The organism is Pacificoceanicola niger, assembly GCF_048553275.1.
In the GTDB taxonomy this organism is placed as follows: domain Bacteria; phylum Pseudomonadota; class Alphaproteobacteria; order Rhodobacterales; family Rhodobacteraceae; genus Pacificoceanicola.
Map to the genome: position 1 here is coordinate 422,480 of NZ_JBLZMW010000001.1, position 17,141 is coordinate 439,620.

General features: G+C 62.6%; 14 protein-coding genes. 7 read left to right on the forward strand and 7 right to left on the reverse strand.

The features are described 5' to 3' along the window. The first annotated feature begins 10 nt into the window (after positions 1 to 10). Positions 11 to 1,264: a lytic murein transglycosylase gene (locus ACN2XU_RS01965; protein ID WP_419408700.1), complete on the forward strand. Its 1,254-nt coding sequence runs from the start codon at positions 11 to 13 to the stop codon at positions 1,262 to 1,264. A gap of 6 nt (positions 1,265 to 1,270) precedes the next feature. Here the strand turns inward: ACN2XU_RS01965 and ACN2XU_RS01970 are convergent, their stop codons facing one another. Beyond that, a complete protein-coding gene (locus ACN2XU_RS01970) occupies positions 1,271 to 2,740 on the reverse strand; it encodes a transcriptional regulator (protein ID WP_419408701.1) in 1,470 nt (489 codons plus the stop codon). A gap of 297 nt (positions 2,741 to 3,037) precedes the next feature. Here ACN2XU_RS01970 and ACN2XU_RS01975 point away from each other — a divergent pair, with 297 nt between their 5' ends. Then, the gene (locus tag ACN2XU_RS01975) at positions 3,038 to 4,102 is read left to right on the forward strand and encodes a phosphatase PAP2 family protein (RefSeq protein WP_419408702.1); all 1,065 of its coding nucleotides are present in this window, start codon (positions 3,038 to 3,040) and stop codon (positions 4,100 to 4,102) included. Between the two features lie 95 nt (positions 4,103 to 4,197). On the opposite strand, the gene ACN2XU_RS01980 is transcribed toward ACN2XU_RS01975, so the two are convergent. After that, a complete protein-coding gene (locus ACN2XU_RS01980; protein WP_419408703.1) occupies positions 4,198 to 6,261 on the reverse strand; it encodes a S8 family serine peptidase in 2,064 nt (687 codons plus the stop codon). A gap of 258 nt (positions 6,262 to 6,519) precedes the next feature. Between ACN2XU_RS01980 and ACN2XU_RS01985 the strand changes: the two genes are divergently transcribed. Continuing rightward, positions 6,520 to 8,004: a hypothetical protein gene (locus ACN2XU_RS01985; RefSeq protein WP_419408704.1), complete on the forward strand. Its 1,485-nt coding sequence runs from the start codon at positions 6,520 to 6,522 to the stop codon at positions 8,002 to 8,004. A 112-nt stretch (positions 8,005 to 8,116) separates the two neighbouring features. After that, on the forward strand, positions 8,117 to 8,521 hold the full coding sequence (locus ACN2XU_RS01990) for a c-type cytochrome (protein WP_419408705.1): 405 nt from the start codon (positions 8,117 to 8,119) through the stop codon (positions 8,519 to 8,521). A gap of 9 nt (positions 8,522 to 8,530) precedes the next feature. Here ACN2XU_RS01990 and ACN2XU_RS01995 read toward each other — a convergent pair whose 3' ends face one another. Beyond that, complete coding sequence (locus tag ACN2XU_RS01995) at positions 8,531 to 9,217, reverse strand: hypothetical protein (protein WP_419408706.1); 687 nt, start codon at positions 9,215 to 9,217, stop codon at positions 8,531 to 8,533. Between the two features lie 135 nt (positions 9,218 to 9,352). Here ACN2XU_RS01995 and ACN2XU_RS02000 point away from each other — a divergent pair, with 135 nt between their 5' ends. Continuing rightward, the gene (locus ACN2XU_RS02000) at positions 9,353 to 9,550 is read left to right on the forward strand and encodes a CsbD family protein (protein ID WP_419408707.1); all 198 of its coding nucleotides are present in this window, start codon (positions 9,353 to 9,355) and stop codon (positions 9,548 to 9,550) included. Positions 9,551 to 9,621: 71 nt separating this feature from the next. Here the strand turns inward: ACN2XU_RS02000 and parE are convergent, their stop codons facing one another. The 4 genes from parE to ACN2XU_RS02020 all read right to left on the reverse strand — a co-directional run bounded on the left by parE (position 9,622) and on the right by ACN2XU_RS02020 (position 14,404). Further along, positions 9,622 to 11,580: a DNA topoisomerase IV subunit B gene (parE, locus tag ACN2XU_RS02005; protein ID WP_419408708.1), complete on the reverse strand. Its 1,959-nt coding sequence runs from the start codon at positions 11,578 to 11,580 to the stop codon at positions 9,622 to 9,624. A gap of 502 nt (positions 11,581 to 12,082) precedes the next feature. Continuing rightward, complete coding sequence (locus ACN2XU_RS02010) at positions 12,083 to 13,132, reverse strand: restriction endonuclease (RefSeq protein WP_419408709.1); 1,050 nt, start codon at positions 13,130 to 13,132, stop codon at positions 12,083 to 12,085. 4 nt (positions 13,133 to 13,136) lie between these two features. Continuing rightward, positions 13,137 to 13,613 carry a dihydrofolate reductase gene (locus ACN2XU_RS02015; RefSeq protein WP_419408710.1) on the reverse strand — a complete coding sequence of 159 codons (477 nt, stop codon included), beginning with the start codon at positions 13,611 to 13,613 and terminating at the stop codon, positions 13,137 to 13,139. Beyond that, positions 13,613 to 14,404 (reverse strand): thymidylate synthase, encoded by a 792-nt coding sequence (locus tag ACN2XU_RS02020; protein ID WP_419408711.1) that lies wholly within the window; start codon positions 14,402 to 14,404, stop codon positions 13,613 to 13,615. Before ACN2XU_RS02020 ends, ACN2XU_RS02015 begins: the two co-directional genes overlap by 1 nt. 206 nt (positions 14,405 to 14,610) lie before the next feature. On the opposite strand from ACN2XU_RS02020, the gene ACN2XU_RS02025 reads away from it, so the two are divergent. Then, the gene (locus ACN2XU_RS02025; protein WP_419408712.1) at positions 14,611 to 15,588 is read left to right on the forward strand and encodes a hypothetical protein; all 978 of its coding nucleotides are present in this window, start codon (positions 14,611 to 14,613) and stop codon (positions 15,586 to 15,588) included. A gap of 7 nt (positions 15,589 to 15,595) precedes the next feature. Then, positions 15,596 to 17,092: a surface lipoprotein assembly modifier gene (locus ACN2XU_RS02030; RefSeq protein WP_419408713.1), complete on the forward strand. Its 1,497-nt coding sequence runs from the start codon at positions 15,596 to 15,598 to the stop codon at positions 17,090 to 17,092. The last annotated feature ends 49 nt before the right edge of the window (positions 17,093 to 17,141 follow it).

Genomic DNA, 17,141 nt, shown 5'->3' on the forward strand with positions numbered 1-17,141 from the left:
GGGACCGGACATGTCAATCAACAGGCGACATTTTTCTTTTGGTGCAATGGCTTTCGGGCTGGCCGGATGTGGCGGGGTGGGCGTTGGCACGATGCCCTCGGTGTCCCGTCCGGACCCGGCCAGCGACCCCGGTTTGCGACCGCAACCGAACGCGTCCTACGACGCCTGGGTGGCCGCATTCAAGGAGCGGGCCACGGCGCGGGGCATCACCGCCCAGACCCTGAGCGCGGCCTTTCGCGGGCAGGGTTACCTGCCCGGCGTGGTCGAGCGGGACCGCAACCAGACCGAATTCACGCGCTCGCTGGAGGATTATCTGGCCATCGTGGCACCGGAGGAGAAGGTGCGCTTCGGCCGCCCGCTCTTTGCCCGGCAGCGCGGGACACTGGCGCAGATCGAAGCCAAATATGGCGTGCCACCGCATGTCCTGGCCTCTGTCTGGGGGCTTGAGAGCTATTTCGGGACAAAGCGCGGCACCATCCCGGTGATTTCCGCCACTTCGACCTTGGCTTGGGAAGGGCGGCGCGGAACGTTTTTTGAATCCAACCTGATGGATGCGCTGCGGATCGTTCAGACCGGCGACGCCCGGCCCGCGCAGCTGGTTGGCAGCTGGGCCGGAGCCATGGGCCATACGCAATTGATCCCGAACGCCTATCAGGCCAACGCTGTCGACTTCGACGGTGACGGCAAGCGCGACATCTGGACCGATGATCCGACCGACGCACTGGCCACCACCGCGCGGTTCCTGTCGCGGGCCGGGTGGCGCCGTGGGCAGATCTGGGGGCTCGAAGTGACGGTGCCTCAGGGCTATTCCGGTCCGACCGGGCGCGGCACACGGCAGAGCGTTTCGGCATGGCAAGCGCTCGGCATCCGGGCTGCCAAGGGCGGCGGTCTGCCGGATCACGGGCCGGCCGCGTTGCTGGCCCCGATGGGGACGGGGCGGCCGACGTTCCTTGTGTATCACAACTTCAACATGATCTTGCGCTACAACCCGTCGGAGAATTACGGGCTGGGCGTTGGCTATATGGCGGACCGCCTCAATGGCACCGGGCCGCTTTCCGGCGATTTTGGACCGGACCGCAACGGCATGACGCTGGAGGATCGCAAGGCCCTGCAGGCCGGGTTGACGCGGCGCGGCTATGACGCGGGCAAGGCGGATGGCGTGATCGGCAAGAAGACAGAGGCCGCAATCCGCGCCTATCAGCAGGCCGAGGGGCTGCCGGTCACCGGAACGCCGTCGAAAGCCCTGCTGGCGCGCGTGACATAAGCTGGATCAGAGCAGCGCCCGGATCGGCTCCAGCATGCCATTGTTGCGCAGGGTCGTGACCGGGTAAGTCCCATCGTTGACGATACGGTCGAGCGAGAACCCGGGTTCGATCTTCGTCAGCTTGTCGGCGACGGCCTGCGCCTTTTCCAGTTGACCCTTCATCGCATAAAGCGCCAGTAGCTGGCGGTGGGCCGGGCGAGACAGTGGGGCGGAGCGCGTCGCGGCTTCACCCGCTTCGATCGCTTCGTCCGGTTTGTTGCAAGCGATGGCAATGAGGCACCGCCCGGTGTCCCACCAATGCTTGAACGGGGAGGTCGAGGCGATGTAGCTGGCGCGTTTTGACGCGGAGAGGGCCGCCTCGTGATTGCCGGCAAAGAGATGCGCTTCGGCCAGGGAATTCCATGCAATGGCATTGGCCGGATTGCGTTCGACCGCGCGCTTGGCCAGCTCGAAAAAGCCCGCGCCGTCGCGCAGCGCGGTGCCCCTGATCTTGCCCGCGAGCGCCTGAACCAGCGCATTGTCCGCGCCGAGCTCCATCGCCCTGTAATGCAGATCGACGGCTTCTTCGCGCAGGGCTTCGGGGTCGCCCTCGGCCAGTTCGACGATCTGGATCGTCCGGATCAACGCGGTCCAGGCGAGATAAATGCCGTTCTGATCGTGATCATAGGCTTGCGTCATGAGGCCATACGCCTCGCGCAGCGCGCTGCGCTCGAAGCTGAACATGCGGTAAAGTCCAAGTCGCGACAGGGCGGTGGCGCGGGCCTCGGGCCGCCCGCCATCCAGAACCTGCGGCAGCTTGCCAATGATCTGATCCGCCGCTTCGAAAACGGTCTTGCCGATGTCTTCATGGGTTTCGAGGATGTCATTCAGCCGGTCGACGTGCTGCAGTTTTGAATACAAAATGCGGCCACTGGATTGGTGCACGGCCTTGATGAAGATCGAATGCCCGGTGTCGTCGCGCAAAAGCTGCGACGTGACGGAGACATCGGCGGCGGGCATATGTTCGGCCAGTTCCGGCGTGTTCTGCGATTGCCGCCACGCGCGGATCTGCTCGCTGATGTTCTCACCGACCTGATTGGCCAGCACTTCGCCCATGATCGCCTCCTGCACGGTTCCGTCGCTCACGGACTGGCAGTTGATCAAGATGCCGGTGGCGGGCACGGGGCGGGCGCGGCTGATGCGGGTTTCGAGCTCGGCGCGCTCCATGCGCAGCCACTCTTCGAATTCCGGATCACGCACGTCCAGTCCCTGCAAAAGCTCGATCCGTTCATCGACGGCGAGCATCTCGTCCAGCATATCGACGCTGACCTTGGAACGCTCAAGAGAGACCGTCGTCCGATCGGCCTGCAAAAGCGCACCGCAGGGGCCGAGCGCGGTGCGCAGCTTGCTCAGAGCCTGCCTCAGGTTTGCGCTGGCCTGTTCGGGGCCGAAGGTGGACCATAGCTTGTCCTCCAGCCAGCGGCGCGGTCGCGACATGCGGGGGCTGAGCGTCAGCAGCGCGATAAGCGCCTGATTCTTGGCGCCTTTTGGCGTAAGCGATTCCCCGTCCGGGCCAGTCAGCTGAAATGGACCCAAGACTGAAACATGAAGGGATTTTTGCAGATCGGTCATGGCACCAATAAGCTTTGAAATATCGCGCGAGCCTAGCACCACGCCGATCACCCGGCAACACTCGTGAATTTTCCGTTAATACCAGTGCTGGTGCGCCTTCGCGCTTTGACCCGGCCTGACCTGTGGTAAAAGGGGAGAAATGTATTTCAAAAGGGATGGATTATGCCGCGTTTTGGCTACGACGGATACGATGGTTACGATGGCTATGACGGTTACGACGGATATGATGGCTACGATGGGTACGACGGCGGCGCACGCCGGGCGCCCAGTGGCGCTCTTGGGACGGCCCGTGATGGCACCGTAGGGTATTGGAACGGCACTGCGGATCGCACCCCGAAAAGCACTGGGCGCAGCAGCTGGGAAGCCTACCAGACACTTGGCAGCAAGCCCAAGGCAAAGGTTCTGGATGCAGCGCTTGGCGGGTATTTCGATGTCACGCTGAGCGATGCCGACAAAGCGAACACCTGCGGAACCGTGCAATGTTTTGGTCAGACGATCGTCACCCTCAACAAGCCAACCGATGATTTTCTTGCGGACAATCAGCTGCATTACCTGCGTACCGCAGCTGATCTCCGGCCTGACAGGATCGGTGAGATATCGGTGCAGATCAGCAACCTTCGTTCGTTCTTTGGCCTTGTCGGGCATATGTCACCGGCGGCGACGAAATGGACGCTGATGCTGCATTTCGCGGCTCTGCGCATGATCCAGAGCATCGAGCACCCTCTGAAGTTCGGCTTTGACGTCGCCCGGCCGATTTCGATGTCCTACAAGGTGCAGCCGATCATCCAGACCCCGGGCCATGGTGCCTGGCCCTCGGGTCATGCGACCGAATCCTTTGCGCTGGCTACGCTTCTGACGCGGCTGTTCTACAACCGTGCGTTCGATCCAAAAGCGGAGATCGCTGCCGGCAATGAACTCTATCGCCACGCAGCGCGGATCGCGATGAACCGCACGGTTGCAGGCGTGCATTTCCCGACCGACAGCATGGCGGGAGCGGTGCTCGGCGTGACGGTCGCGGAGGCGCTGGTGAGATTGCTCGACGGAGAGTCGGAAACCGCCACACGCGCATACTTCGGCAATACTTATAAGGGGGATTTTAATCTTTCTTTGCTTTCTTCGGCTTTGGACGACGCCTCGGTCGTCAAGTCCGGCACTGCGCCTTTGCCGAGTGATCAGGTCCCAAGCTGGCTGTCCACCATGTGGGAGACGGCAAAGGGCGAGTGGTAATCAGTATTTTGTAGGTGCGGATGGGGCGTTTGTCCTTTCTGATGGTTACCCAGTGCACCGGGACGCCTTCTGGGCGTCCCGGTTTTTTGTGGGCGTCAGACGAGGCCGCCGATGGCGCTGTCACGCATGATCCGGTCGAACGGGTCCCGGACGATCACAAGGGTGTCGCCAAGCCGCGCCCTGTCTTTTGATGCCACGGGCACCAACGTCACCTTGGCCGGATCGAAATCGGCGCGGCGCGGGGTGCCGCCCGAATTGGCCTTGATCTTCGGCGCACAAAGCGCCAGCGCCCGCGTCAACCGCGCCGCGGCGGCGCTGGTTCCGCCGAGGGCGCGGGCGCTGCCGCTCAAGGTTCCGCTGGCCAGAACGCCGGAGTGAGAGCGGGAGTCCTCGGCGATCGTGGCAAGGCTCGGCCCGTCCACCGACCAAGCGGCTCCGGCACCGGAATAGCGCGCGGCGTGCGCGTCCTCATGGCGTGCGCCGCCCATGGCCGATGCCACGCTGAAAACCTGCCGCGCCGGAGCCGTGGCCATGGCGCTGTGACTTCCCGCGTGGGTGAGCGGGGTATCGTCCGAAAGTCCCGAGTACTCCTGTGCCGTGTCATCCCAGGCATATGCCCCGAGATCGTCGAAATAGCTTTGACGTGCCTGCGCGCGGTAGCCTCGCAAGCCATCGTCGCGCTGGATTTGGCAGATGACCTCCAGCGGGTCGGCTCCGTCGTGCCGCAGGGCGATCCGCCAAGCGCCGGACGGGGCCTCCGGTTCACCGCATTTGCGGGCCTCGCTCGGCGCGAGGGCGATGACGAAATGTGCCGGGCTGACCGTGCCTTGTCCGAAATCGCGCGCCGGTATGTGGTAGATGCGGGCGACGGGCTGTCCCGCTGCGGTCAGGCTGCGATACTGCCCCGGTGCGATTTCCTGAAATCCGGAGGCCACGCCGCCCGGTGCTTCGACAGCCACGGCCAGGGCCGCCATGTCCGTGCGTGGCACCCGAATCTCCATGTAGCTCGGCGTCTGGTCGCAGGTCTGTACACGCCACGTCAGGCTGCGCTCTGGGTCACAACCCGCCTTGGCCGGGTCAAAGGCGTGGCGGGCGACGAGGCGGCTTTGATGATTGTTGCCGAAGGACCAGACTATGCGCACCGGCTGCCTGGTCACCCGCTCCCAACCCTCGGCCTCGCGCGCGACCTGATACTCGACAAACCGGGTGCCGTCCTTCGGTCCGGCCAGAACTCCAAGCGAGAGGTTGATGATCACGGGCGCGGTTTTGTCAACCTCGCCCGCCCGGCGCAGGGTCCAGCGTACCGCCTGTACCACGTAGCTTTCGAAGCGCGCGCCGGAGGTGTCCTCAATGGCCTGCGGCGGCAGTTGCACCGCAAGCAGCGGCCAGTCCCGCGCGGGATCGTCCGAAGCAGGGTCAGCCCCGGCGGCCAAGTCGAGAAGATGCGTGCCATGGGTGGTGCCAGATCCGGTAATCTGCCGCGCGTCGCCCCGAAACAGGCGTGCATTCAACGCGGCATAGGCGGCGCTTTCTTCTTGAGGCAGCAGGGCTGTGATCTCGTCCTGGGTCAGCACCTCGCCCAGAACGACCCGATCGCTGCCGCTGCGTTGTTCCAGGGCCTGTACCCAGAGCGCGTGAAACCGGCTGGTATCCTGGCCCGACGATGCGCGGCGGCGAAACCGCGCATTCAGAAAGCCGAGCCCATCGTCGATCACCGCTACAATCGGCGCGCCCGGGCATGTGGTCGGAGCTGCGGGTCTGGACGGCGCATACGGCGCCCCACCGGGCAAGATCCGCACGGGCACGCCCCGGTCCAGAACCGTGAACAGCGAGTCGTAGCGCGCGCCGGCGATCCCGGCCTTTTGGTACAGTGCGTATTCATCCGCGAGCCCATTGAGCGGATCGTTTGACGCGGCGCGCGCGCTCAGTTCAGCAAATTCATGACCATCCATAAGAAGGGCATCACTGCCCTGAAGCGCGTCGAGGAGGCGCGGTCGGGCCTCTGGGCCGGTCAACCGGACAAAAATCGGCGTGTACAGGTTCCCTTCATCCGGCTCCTGCGGCGCGAGGGCGGCGCGTCGGCGGTCCAGCAGGCCGGACCAATCGAGGTAGGCATCGTCAAAATCGGCAGTCGTCGGATTCGTCCATGAAAGTGACATGGGAAACTCCCTGAAAAGGTCCTGTCGTCTATGCAGTCAGGTAAGGCCGCGCAGGGTCGCGCCGTCAAGAAACCGCCCGACGTTTACGCAAAATTCACGCACCCTCACATGTGAGTGGGGGCTTTTTCGCCCGTGTTATGCGGGATTCACCAAGTGTTCACGCAGGATTTGCGGACCGGTCACGCGCGGTGAGCAATGTGAGGTTAACGCATGGTTAACTGACCTTCTCTGCTCGCTGCTCCTCACAAGGTGACATCAATGACACGCCCCACGCTCCAGAACGACCGTTGTTTCCGAGTGATCGACTGTACCACATCCGCCCCACTCCCGCCACAATCGAGCGTCGCCCCTCCCGATGCGCCGGTTCTCTGTGCGCCGGAGCTTGCCGCGGACATGGCGGAAATCCTTGCGGTATCGCTTTTGGCCGACATGCCGTTCGACCGCCACGCCGACCCGCACGCCACGGTGCACCTTGCGCCGGAGGCCCGGTTCACGGTGCACGAACTGCTCTGCCAGATGCGGACGGTGCCCTGGTGCGATGCCGCCGTTCTCGCCGGGGAGGCGGGCTCGGGCGGCGATCTTCAGGCCCAGCAGCGGCGCAGGCTTCGCTGGAACGACGACCGGCAGCTCACGCTTGGGACGTTGTTGCGCTGCGGTGTCGCGCTGCCGGTCGGGCAGGCCGGTCTTTCGGCGCTGTTCGATTGCGATCACGCCGTGTCGGACATCGAAGGGCCGCTGCCGGCTCCGTCCGAGGCCGCGCCTCTGTCGGTTTGGGTGCGCTGGTGCGCCAGGCACAGTGGTGCCGCGCTTGGCCTGCCCGGGAATGGCTCTGCGCCCGTTGTGCTCGATACACCGGCACGCATGGCTGCGCATGTCCTCGCCGCGCCCGCCGCCCGTCTGTTTCACGGCGTGACCCTGAGTGCACTAGCCAATGCGGCGCCGGTCGATGAAGGTTTGCGCGCGCCTGAGGGGGCCGAGACTCCCTGGACCGGAGCGCGCCTCTTTGCTTTGCTGGCCGAGGCCGAGCGCCGGGCGCGGCGGGCTGCGCTGACGCGGCTGGCGGCGACCGATCGGGCCGCCCGCCCGGCGGTTACCGGCGCCAGAATGACGGTCTATCTCGCGCAGGAAGAGCGGAGTGCCGCGCCGGTCTCTGCACCGTACCGAGAGGCCGCAGATGATCTGGCCGCTGCCGCGCCCGATCTGCTGCACTGGGCCGGGAGCGCCAATGCGCTGTCGCGTGGCCGCCGCCGGTTTGATCGAAGCCTGTTCCTGCCGCTAGGGCGCTGCGACACGCCGATCTACCCCTCCGATGCCGCCGCGCATCTGATCGTGGCCGGAGCGCTTGCCACGCTGATCAAAGCGGTCTTCAACACGAGCCAGCCGCGTCGGCTGCAGTTGGTTGGGTCGGTGGACACCGGCATGGACCTCGGGCTCGAACTGGACAAGGCAGTGGCCAATTTTGCCATGGCCCGCGTGATCTCCGGCGGCTATTTTCCCGCGGAAAACCATCAGGACATGCGCTTTGGCCAATCCATAGCCCTGCAGCTTCTGCGCGAGACACTGGAGGCGGACAACCGGCCCGCCAGCCTGTCACTGCGTGACTTCGACGGCCGGTCGCTGCAGCTTGTGGCGCAGGCACGGTCCATCGGGCGCGGACATGCCGCGCTGCGGGCCGGGGCTGAATGGCTCGGCTGGCCTGACTTTTCCAAACGTCCGGAGGTGCATCTGACTGCGGTCGTCTGATCGGCGGTTGCCCGCCGCATTTTGCGGGCCGGTCAGGGTGGCTTGACCGGGATCAAGGCGGCGCTCCGAAAACGGTGCAACATTGGTCCCCGGGGCACCGGAGGACCTTACGATGAAGACACTTTGCACGATTCTTGCCGCACTGGTTTTGCCGGGGGCGGTTCTGGCGCAGGACGCCGATGTCGGGCGCGCGCTCTATCGGACCCACTGTGCGACCTGCCATGGGCTTGAGGGTCGGGGTGATGGTCCGATGGCCGGGGTGATGCTGATCAAACCGGTGAACCTTACAGAGCTTGCGGCCCAGACCGGCGGGAGGTTTCCGCTTGAGCGGGTGATCAAACGCATCGACGGGCGCGAACCACTCGTCAGCCATGGCTCGCCCATGCCGGTCTACGGGGACTACTTCGACGGCAGCTTTGACGTGCCGATGAAGACCCCGTCAGGTCAGCCTGTGCTGACCTCGCAGCCGGTGGTCGACCTCGTCGCCTACCTGCGGGAGATCCAGATCGTCGAATGACGGGCGCCGCTATTGGCGGCAGATGCCCTTTGTCTCGACCCCGGACCACGGCAATTTCACCGTCCCGGTGCCAAGCGCCCGGTCCAACCCGTCCACGGGCATGTGCCGGGCAATCATGTCGCGCAGCCGTGCTGTGCGCGGCGCGTCCGGGTCCAGAAGACGGCAGCAGACGTATTCTTCGACAATACTGCCTTGCTGTTCATAGCCATAACTCAGGAAATCGCGCGTGTTGTCCGGATCGAAGAGATAGGGATCGGCGCTTGTCGCATGTTCCGACAGGGCCTTCATCGGATGGTAGCCGGTGCGCGCCCGGTTCTGCCATTGCCAGACGTGGGTGGCTTCATGGGCAAACAGCATGGCCTGGAACAGGTCGATCTGCTTCGGCCAACCTTGCATGAGATCCTCCGCATAGAGATCCTTGCGGATCATCATCGTGTTGCCGACGACGCTGGCCGCGGGCGAGACTTCGATGGTCTTGGCCTTGTCCAGCGGCGGCCAGATGCGCTCCTGACAGGTGGTCCTTGGACGCACCGGGATGGTGTAGACGTAGCTCCCGGCAAAATGCCCATCAATGACGCGGATGCGCCCAGTGTTGATTTGATCACCCTGAATAGCCTTCAGGTACGCCGTCTCTGATGTGGTCAGAGGGCGGCCGCACGCGGAGAGAAGAAGCAGGAAAAACAGAACGATGCGCATGGTTTGATCTGACCGCGTGCGCGCCGCCAGAGCAAGGGGGCAGCCGGGATCAGCCGGATATTTTTTGTGCCGGATGCAACTCAGACAGGTGCGGCGCGTTACCAATCAAAGGCACACGAACCAAAGGAGTTTCTCATGAATATTGATCAAGTCAAAGGCAACTGGTCGCAACTGGTCGGTAAAGCCCGTGAACAATGGGGTGAGCTAACCGAAGACGAGGTGATGGAAGCGCGCGGTGAGCGCGAGCAGCTCGTCGGCAAGATCCAAGCCAAGTACGGCAAAACCCGCGAAGAAGCCGAACAGGAATTCGACAAGTGGGTTGCTGAACTCTGACAGAAGTTTAGCAGAATTTCGGGCGAGCGCCTATCCCTCGGGCGCTCGCCCGATTTACATTCGAGTAACGATCAGACGTCCAGCTCTTCGACGAAGCGGGCGTTTTCCTGAATGTATTGAAAGCGGAGTTCCGGCTTTTTGCCCATCAGGCGCTCCACCAGATCGCCGGTCTCGCCCGGTTCGTCCTCGTCGATCGTGACGCGGATCAAGGTGCGGGTCGCCGGGTCCATTGTGGTTTCCTTCAGGTCTTTCGCGTCCATCTCGCCCAGACCTTTGAAGCGCTGAACGTCGATTTTTCCTTTTCCACCCAGACCCTTGATCATCGCCGCCTCCTTCGCGGCGTCATCTGCGACATAAATGCGCTTCGCGCCCTGCGTCAGCCGGTAGAGCGGCGGGCAGGCGAGATAGAGATGGCCCTGATCAATCAGCGGGCGCATCTGGGTGAAGAAGAAGGTCATCAGAAGCGAGGCAATATGCGCGCCGTCGACGTCCGCGTCCGTCATGATGATGATCTTGTCATAGCGCAGGTCGTCGACGTTGAATTTCGTGCCCAGTCCAACGCCGAGAGCTTCGCAGAGATCGCGGATTTCCGCGTTAGATGTCAACTTGTTAGAGGCCGCACCAAGGACGTTGAGGATCTTGCCCTTGAGGGGCAGGAGGGCTTGGGTTTCGCGGAAGCGGGCGCCTTTGGCGGAGCCGCCGGCCGAATCGCCCTCGACGATGAACAGCTCCGTGCCCGCCCGATTCTTGGCGGTGCAGTCGGTCAATTTGCCGGGGAGGCGCAGCTTTTTGGTGGCGGACTTGCGGGCGGTCTCTTTTTCCTGGCGACGGCGGAGGCGCTCTTCGGCCCTAAGTACCAGAAAATCAAGGATTGCTCCGGCCGATTTGGTGTCAGAGGCGAGCCAGTTGTCAAAATGATCGCGGACGGAGTTTTCAACGAGGCGCTGGGCCTCGGTGGTGGCCAGACGGTCCTTTGTCTGACCGACGAATTCCGGCTCTCGGATGAAGCAGGAGACCAGCGCGCATCCGCCGGTGATCAGGTCGTCCCTATTGATTTGACTGGCTTTTTTGTTCTGTATCAACTCGCCGTACGCCTTCACACCCTTGAGGATCGCGGCCCAGAAACCGGCTTCGTGGGTGCCGCCTTCGGGGGTGGGGACGGTGTTGCAGTAGGATTGGATAAAGCCGTCGCGGGATGGGGTCCAGTTGATCGCCCACTCGACCTTGCCCGGCACGCCGAATTTCTCCTTGAAATCGACCACGCCCGCGAAAGGGCGCTCGCTGTAAGTCATTGACTTTCCAAGTGTTTCCGTCAGGTAGTCGGCGAGGCCGCCGGGGAAGTGGAAGGTGGCCTCCTGCGGGGTTTCCTTGTCGTCGATCTCGGACTTCCAGCGAATCTCCACGCCGGAGAAAAGATAGGCCTTCGAGCGCACCATCTTGAACAGGCGGGCGGGCTTAAACCTATGATGTCCAAAGATTTCTTCGTCTGCGTGAAAGGTCACGGTGGTGCCGCGGCGGTTGGGGGCTGCGCCGATTTTCTCGACCGGGCCAAGGGGGATGCCGCGGGAGAATCGCTGCTCGTAGAGTTCCTTGTTCTTGGCCACCTGCACGACCATGGAATCGGACAGGGCGTTGACGACTGAGGCGCCGACGCCGTGCAGACCGCCGGAGGTCTCGTAGGCGTCGCCAGAAAACTTGCCGCCCGCGTGGAGCGTGCAGAGGATGACTTCGAGCGCGGATTTGCCGGGAAACTTGGGGTGCGGATCAATCGGGATGCCACGCCCGTTGTCGCGAATTTCCACTGCATAATCAGCGTGTAAGGTGATCTCGATCCGGTTGGCATGGCCCGCGACGGCCTCGTCCATGGAGTTGTCGAGAACCTCCGCCACGAGGTGATGCAGGGCGCGTTCATCGGTGCCGCCGATGTACATGCCGGGCCGTTTGCGCACGGGTTCGAGCCCTTCGAGCACCTCGATGGAGGAGGCGTCGTAGTCGCTGGTTGCCGCAACGTTCAACAGATCATCGGCCATGCTCGTGCCCTTTTTGTTCTTATGGGATTGAGGCTCAGTATGGCAGAGCAGGGGGCGGGGGAAAAGCGCGGATTAAGGCACCGTGCGTTGACAGTAACGGAGCGCTCGCTGCCCCGTTGCGTGGGGCGTTTGTCGGTTTTTTGGTACAAAATTCGTCGAGTTTGGTACTATTTCCCGGAGCCGGTCCGGGGCCCCGGAGACACGTAGAGAGACGTTTGGTACGTTTTCCGCCGAGTTTGGTACAAAATGCCGTTTTGTTCTGCCGGTCCCCAAAAAACACCAAGAAAGAAGGTTAATCCGGCCGAAAAAGCCCCGTCTTTTTCGGCCAGTGGGCAAGGTCGCACTTTTGCCCGCAAAAGTGTCGACGCCCACACAGGAGTCATTCCGGGGGCTACGGGAGCCACATGCCCCGATGAGGTCCCGGATCAAGTCCGGGACTGCGGGGAAATAGTGCGGCTACTAGCTATACTTTTTCTCTACGCAAAGGAATGCGATGCAGAATCTATCTTTCGATTTTCATTAACATGGTGTCAAGCAACTCAGAGAGCACAATCGACGGATCATCACCGTTCAACTTGGCTGCAATCATTTTGCACACGTCATCTACTGTAATGCTCAAGATTAATTTGCCATGCTCGCGAAGAGCACCTCGTGCCGCTTTCTGGCCGTTCTCATTTAACCCCTTTGGGGAAATAATTATTGCCGTGTTGCGAAGCGCGGATCGGTAAAGGTATCGCTCGGTAGAATATACCTGGGACTGTGCAACGGCATTCGAATAGTTCTTAAACTCAAAAATTACATAAACGCTTTCAAAGTGTTCTCTTAGGGTTTTCCAAAAACCTTGGGATGAGTTGTTGCGAGCAAGTAAATCGTTGATGGACATGCCCGTGTCCGTCCTCTGTTGGAACGACCACGCCGTGAGTTCGCCATCAAACAGGAACTTCAAAGTCTCAGTGAGTGCATTTTCGAAGTTACTGGAATTCGGCTGACCGGAGGGTATTGCCTTTAAATCATTGCACAAAAATGGTGGCAGAAGGTCAGTTGGCACACCGATGGGCGTCAACCCAAGTAGCCGAAAAGTGACCTCGTTTGACCTGTGCGTGGTGGGTGAGTTTCCGGTGAAAGGATTGAGGTTGCTTAGGATTCCCTGCAAATCTCTGAGAGTCTTTTCGTCGCCTGCGACTAACTCCCAGAGGCTACCCGCATCCAAGACAATCAGGTGCGGCATTTCACGTCGAATTTCTTCGAATTGGCTGTCGGTCACTTCCGTATTGGTGATTAGGAGCGAGTATTTAAATGAATGCACCTCAGAGCCATTGTGTATTCTTTCGTATATTGATCGAATTTCTCGGTAGGAGAGGTTATGCTTTGAGCGAGTTTTCACCTCGACGGCGATTGCTCCTCGTTCTGTATTAATGATAAAGTCATAACCTTGATCGCGTCCGTTGCCAAAGCCCTCGATTTCGGTGATGCTTGCTCCTGCCATCTTCAGCACTTCGATGCAAAAGCTTTCAAAATTCGCCGCTAAGGAAAAACGCTCGGAAACTCTCATCCCACTACCCCCTCACCAATTCCCTCACCCTACACCCCGGCCCCTCTTCCCTCAACATCTCTGACGCCACTTCGCGCCACTCTCCCTCATCAAACGCCGGGAAAAACGCATCCGCCCCATCCACGAACAAATCCACTTCCGTGACCAGAAGGCGGTCGGCCATGGGAAGCAAAGCTTCGTAGATGCTTTGACCGCCGATGCCGTAAGTCCGGAAATAGCCTTCGGCGCGGCAGATCTCCAAGGCGGCTTTGACGGAGGGGGCGGTGTGTTCGGTGAGGTCCGGGTTTGACGTGACCACCACGTTCAGGCGGGATTTCAGGGGTTTGACGGGCAGGCTCTCCCACGTCCGGCGGCCCATGATCAAAGCGCCGCCCAGGGTTTCGCGTTTGAACATCGCGAGGTCTTCCGGCGCGTGCCAGGGGATGTCCCCGGCGCGGCCGATGGCTCCGTTGCGGGCGCGGGCGGCGATGAGGGTCAGCATCAGACGGCCACCGGAGCTTTGATCGCCGGGTGCGGGTCATAGCCGTCGAAGGCGAAGTCCTCGAAGCGGAAGTCGAAGAGGGATTTGACGTCGCGGGTGATGCGCAGGGTCGGCAGGGGGCGGGGCGCGCGGGAGAGCTGCTCGGCGACCTGATCCATATGGTTGGAATAGATATGCGCGTCGCCGATGGCGTGGATGAAATCGCCGGGCTCATAACCGGTGACATGGGCGAGCATGTGCGCGAGGAGCGCGTAGGAGGCGATGTTGAAGGGCACGCCGAGGAACATGTCGGCGGAGCGCTGATAGAGTTGCAGGTGGAGTTTGCCCCCCGCGATGCGCACCTGCCAGAGCGTGTGGCAGGGGGGCAGGGCCATGTCGGGCACGTCGGCGGGGTTCCATGCGGAGACGATGAGGCGTCTGGAATCCGGGGTTTTGGCGATCATGTCCAGGAGGGTTTCGATCTGGTCGATCTCGCCGGTGTGGCCGGGCCAGTGGCGCCATTGGTGGCCATAGACGGGGCCGAGATCGCCGTCCTCATTCGCCCACTCGTTCCAGATCGAGACGCCGTTGTCCTGCAGGTAGCGGATGTTTGTGTCGCCCTGCAGGAACCAGAGCAGTTCGTGGATGATGGATTTGAGGTGGAGTTTCTTGGTGGTCACGAGGGGGAAGCCATCGGCCAGCGGGTAGCGTTGCTGCAGGCCGAAGTAGGAGGTGGTGCCGGTGCCGGTGCGGTCGGTGGAGGGCGTGCCGTGGTCGAGCACGGTGCGCAGGGCGTCGAGATATTGCTGCATGGGAGGCTCCCGGGAAGGCTGCACTGGATGAGTCGGGTTTGACTATATCTGGTGTGGAGCGGGAGGGGGAGGGCGAGATGCGGTAGAGGCGGAATTGCCTCACATTTGATGAAATTGCGGCGTTGCGGGGGCGGGGATTTGACAGTGCGGGGCGGGATGCGCAGGCTGGTGGGAAAATATAAACGGGCAAGACCTGAGGCAGTCAGATGAAACGATATATTGCAGCGCTCGCGTTGACGAGTGTGCTTGCCGCCTGTTCGGGCGGCAACCCGGCGAATGACGGTGAAGACGGGATCGGGACGGGCACGCAGCCGTTGGTCGATGAGCCGATGCCGACGACCGTTCCCGATGAGGGCGGCGGTACGACAGGGCCGGACGTGTATGGCGGCGACATCGAAGATGACCTGACGATGAACGACGTTCAGTTCGATGCGGCGACCGGGGAGCTTGTTCTCAACAACCTGCCGTTCGATGGCAACAACAGCTATGCACGGACGGCGGGGGCTTCGGCGGCGTTCCAGACCGCCGGATCGAGCTTTGACGCCTATCGCAACACCGAGGGCACGAACCGCTATTACGCCGTGTTCCGCCAGTCGGATCAGGCCTATGCGCAGGTCACGGCGGTCGGCACGGACAACTATGTCACCTTTGGCTTTGGCGGGGCTGCGGCGCAGCGTTTGTCGGGCGACGGGGCGCTGCCGGACAGCAACCAGAGCTATATCTATGACGGCGAATATGCCGCCGTGCGGACGATCATTGACCCCGATACCGGCTCGGAGATTCAGTACGTGATCGGCACGGCGCGCGTGCGCGTCGATATTCAGGACTTTGACGACATTGGCGCTGTCGAGGGCTTCATTGCCAATCGCACGTTCTTTGACAATGCGGGCATTCCGATCAACGATCTGAACGGCAGCGACGAGCGCATCTCGCTTGGCACGGCGCAGATCAACTTTGACAACTGGACGATCGAGAGCTCGACCGCGTCGGTTTATGGCGGCAACAATACCAATGGTGTCGGCGCGACCGGCACATGGGAGGGCCTGTTCGCGGGTCCGAACGGCGAAGAGGTTGCCGGGGTTGTCGTGGTCGAGGGCAACGGTCCGATCGGGATTGATCCCGCCACCGGCGAGTATATCGAAGTCCAGGTCCGCGAAGTTGGCGGATTTGTCGGCTCCCGGTGATCCGGACATGGCCTTGCAGGATGGCCTGCGTTCCGTTTTGACACAGGCCCCGAGACGACACGGGTCCGGCGCAGGGGCCTTGCCCCGGCGCGCCGGACGCCTGCGCGGGGCGCTGCGCGGGGCGCTGCGCGGGGCGCTGCGCGTGATGGCGCTTGCGGGGCTTGGCCTTCTCGGGGCGGCGGGGCCGTTGGTGCTGCCGCAGGCGGCACAGGCCGAGACGCGTGTGAGCGTCGAGTCGGCGCGCGACATGGCAGGGCTGTTGTTGCAGCAAAAACGCCCGCGCGAGGCGCTCTTGCTGGCGGAGGGCATTCTCAAGGGGCTGCCGGACGATGTGCCGGCGCTGGTGCTCAAGAGCCGCGCCCTGCGCGACATGGGGCGTTTTGGCGAAGCCGATGCCGTGGCGGCGCAGGCGCGGGGCGCCGCAGGCACCGACAAGGACCGCTTTTTCGCAGCATTGGTGACGGCGCAGGCCAAGGCCTCCGACGGGCGAAAGGGCATTGCGCAATACTGGCTGCGCCGCGCGGCGGAGGTTGCGCCGACGGAAGGCATGCGCGCGATGGCGGTGCGCGATTTTCGTTTTGTACGCAGCAGCACGCCGTGGCGGCTCAAGCTGAACCTGTTCGCGGAGCCGTCCGACAATCTCAACGCCGCGCCGAAGACCAATGAGTTCAGTTTTGCCGGGCTGACCTTCGTGAACCCGGCGGCGGTGCCGCTGTCGGGGCTGCGCTATGGCGGCGATGCGCGCTTTACCTATCGTATTGCAACCGGCGCGCGCGCGCGGATCACGCTCGGCGCCACCGGCGGGATCGAGCGGGTGCGGTTCTCCGCCTCGGCGCGGGACAGGGTGCCGTGGATCGACGATGCGGATTTCCGCCGTGACCGGCTTGGCTTTTCGGTCGGCTATGAACGGATGGGCGCGCAGAAGGACTGGCTGGCCCATGCGCAGCTTTCTGTGTCGCGCTACTGGGGCGGGGGGCATCATATTTCGGACGCAGCGCGGTTGGACCTTGGGTATTCGCGACGGCTGGCCGAAGGCTGGACCGGGGCGCTGCGGCTGGCGCTTGAGGATGAGACACGGAAGGATGCCAGCCTGCGCAGCGCGCAGACCGGTGAGGTCGGGCTGACGCTGGCCCGGCATTTCGACAAGAGCGCGGTGAGCCTGTCGTTGAGCGCGGCGGATGTGCACTCGGATTCGCGGCTTGTGGCGCGGCGAAGCCAGCGCGCGGCGGTGAAATACGCGATGACCCGCCCGGTCATGGGCCTGCTGCCGAGCCTGACGCTGAGCTATGAGGCGGTGGATTACGAGCAATCGCCCTTTGCCTGGTGGGTGGACCCGCGCAGGGACGAGGAATGGGGCCTGTCGGTGGACGTGCTGTTGCCGAAAATGGATTATCTCGGGTTTGCGCCGGAGGTCGGGGTTTCCTTCCGCGACCGAAGCTCCAATTACTCTTTGTACGAAACGCAGGGTGCCGATTTGCGGCTGGGCCTCAAGTCGGTATTCTGAGCCTCGTTTGAGGCGGATGCATCGGGGAGACGCCCCGGGTGCGGCGTTC

What these genes read in the sequence shown, in the direction of transcription:
- ACN2XU_RS01965 (WP_419408700.1), top strand. Translation starts at nt 11, where the DNA reads ATGTCAATCAACAGGCGACATTTTTCTTTTGGTGCAATGGCTTTCGGG.
- ACN2XU_RS02010 (WP_419408709.1), bottom strand. Translation starts at nt 13,132, where the DNA reads ATGAGAGTTTCCGAGCGTTTTTCCTTAGCGGCGAATTTTGAAAGCTTT.
- ACN2XU_RS01995 (WP_419408706.1), bottom strand. Translation starts at nt 9,217, where the DNA reads ATGCGCATCGTTCTGTTTTTCCTGCTTCTTCTCTCCGCGTGCGGCCGC.
- ACN2XU_RS02030 (WP_419408713.1), top strand. Translation starts at nt 15,596, where the DNA reads ATGGCCTTGCAGGATGGCCTGCGTTCCGTTTTGACACAGGCCCCGAGA.
- parE (WP_419408708.1), bottom strand. Translation starts at nt 11,580, where the DNA reads ATGGCCGATGATCTGTTGAACGTTGCGGCAACCAGCGACTACGACGCC.
- ACN2XU_RS01975 (WP_419408702.1), top strand. Translation starts at nt 3,038, where the DNA reads ATGCCGCGTTTTGGCTACGACGGATACGATGGTTACGATGGCTATGAC.
- ACN2XU_RS02000 (WP_419408707.1), top strand. Translation starts at nt 9,353, where the DNA reads ATGAATATTGATCAAGTCAAAGGCAACTGGTCGCAACTGGTCGGTAAA.
- ACN2XU_RS01980 (WP_419408703.1), bottom strand. Translation starts at nt 6,261, where the DNA reads ATGTCACTTTCATGGACGAATCCGACGACTGCCGATTTTGACGATGCC.
- ACN2XU_RS01990 (WP_419408705.1), top strand. Translation starts at nt 8,117, where the DNA reads ATGAAGACACTTTGCACGATTCTTGCCGCACTGGTTTTGCCGGGGGCG.
- ACN2XU_RS01970 (WP_419408701.1), bottom strand. Translation starts at nt 2,740, where the DNA reads ATGTCGCGACCGCGCCGCTGGCTGGAGGACAAGCTATGGTCCACCTTC.
- ACN2XU_RS02025 (WP_419408712.1), top strand. Translation starts at nt 14,611, where the DNA reads ATGAAACGATATATTGCAGCGCTCGCGTTGACGAGTGTGCTTGCCGCC.
- ACN2XU_RS02020 (WP_419408711.1), bottom strand. Translation starts at nt 14,404, where the DNA reads ATGCAGCAATATCTCGACGCCCTGCGCACCGTGCTCGACCACGGCACG.
- ACN2XU_RS01985 (WP_419408704.1), top strand. Translation starts at nt 6,520, where the DNA reads ATGACACGCCCCACGCTCCAGAACGACCGTTGTTTCCGAGTGATCGAC.
- ACN2XU_RS02015 (WP_419408710.1), bottom strand. Translation starts at nt 13,613, where the DNA reads ATGCTGACCCTCATCGCCGCCCGCGCCCGCAACGGAGCCATCGGCCGC.